The organism is Pseudomonas sp. DF5 (assembly GCF_058148225.1).
Genome location: NZ_JBYVYM010000067.1, coordinates 1 through 873, shown reverse-complemented (window position 1 = coordinate 873; position 873 = coordinate 1). Strand labels below are relative to the sequence as shown.

The window sequence follows — 873 nt, the reverse complement described above, 5'->3', positions numbered from 1 at the left end:
GAAAAGGGGACAGATTTATTTCTAGGAAAAATAAACCTGTTCCCCTTTTCGTGCATTGCGCGCTCTTAACCTTAGTAAAAGTCATAATAAAGCGCCCATTCGCCGGTTTCGATGTGCTTCCAGAACATGAGGCTGCCGCTATCGATCACATTCAGGCCGATCTTTGCGTCTGACGAAATCTGAAAGACAAACTCAAAACCTTCACTTGGATCCACCCCCGCCTGGCAGAACGACGGATAGCCGCCGATCTTGTGCGCGTAGGTGTGGGTGATCAGGTCGTAATAGCTCTGTATTTCGCCCGCACGTTCCAGTTTGAGAACTGCTTGTTCAACATCTGCCGGCACGCCACCGCCATCCCACAGAGGAAAATCCTGCGGCACTGCCTGGGCTTTTAGCGGGAAGGCTTTGAGAAATGAGCCCTCCACCGGCAGCGCTTTGCGCACTAACACATCCTGCGGCCCATATTCGCGGATCACCCAGTTATTGCCCATGGGCTCAAAATGCTCAGGAAACGGGTTTGAGATAAAAACCGTCAGGACACGAACCCCTTTCAGTAGCGGGCTGGTGAAGGGAAGGGCGGGCAGGTAAAACTGTGCATAGGGGAGCAGCTGTTGCCCTGCCTGATTGGTGGGCACGCCTTCGTTGGGACGGAACAGGAAGACGTTACCCAGCCAGCTTTCTTCGTCTGTGCCAAGAGGACGAAAGCCGCCGGCACTGAATTTTATGGCAGGGCGTGCCAGGCGATGCTTGATTTCTGAAGTGTCCATGGAAATGGTGCGTTTCCTTTTTTGTTATCGGGCGTAAACGCTATAGCAGGTGGTCTTGTATGCTGTTCTCGGGCGACTAGTGGGCCTAGTGTAGATCTTCGTGACC

1 protein-coding gene is annotated in these 873 nt (G+C 53.0%); it reads right to left on the bottom strand.

Annotated elements, in window-relative coordinates:
* Nucleotides 1–71: 71 nt before the first annotated feature.
* Nucleotides 72–767, bottom strand: a complete 696-nt coding sequence (locus AC30D7_RS28720) for a DUF1963 domain-containing protein (protein WP_490136326.1) — start codon at nucleotides 765–767, stop codon at nucleotides 72–74.
* Nucleotides 768–873 lie beyond the last annotated feature (106 nt).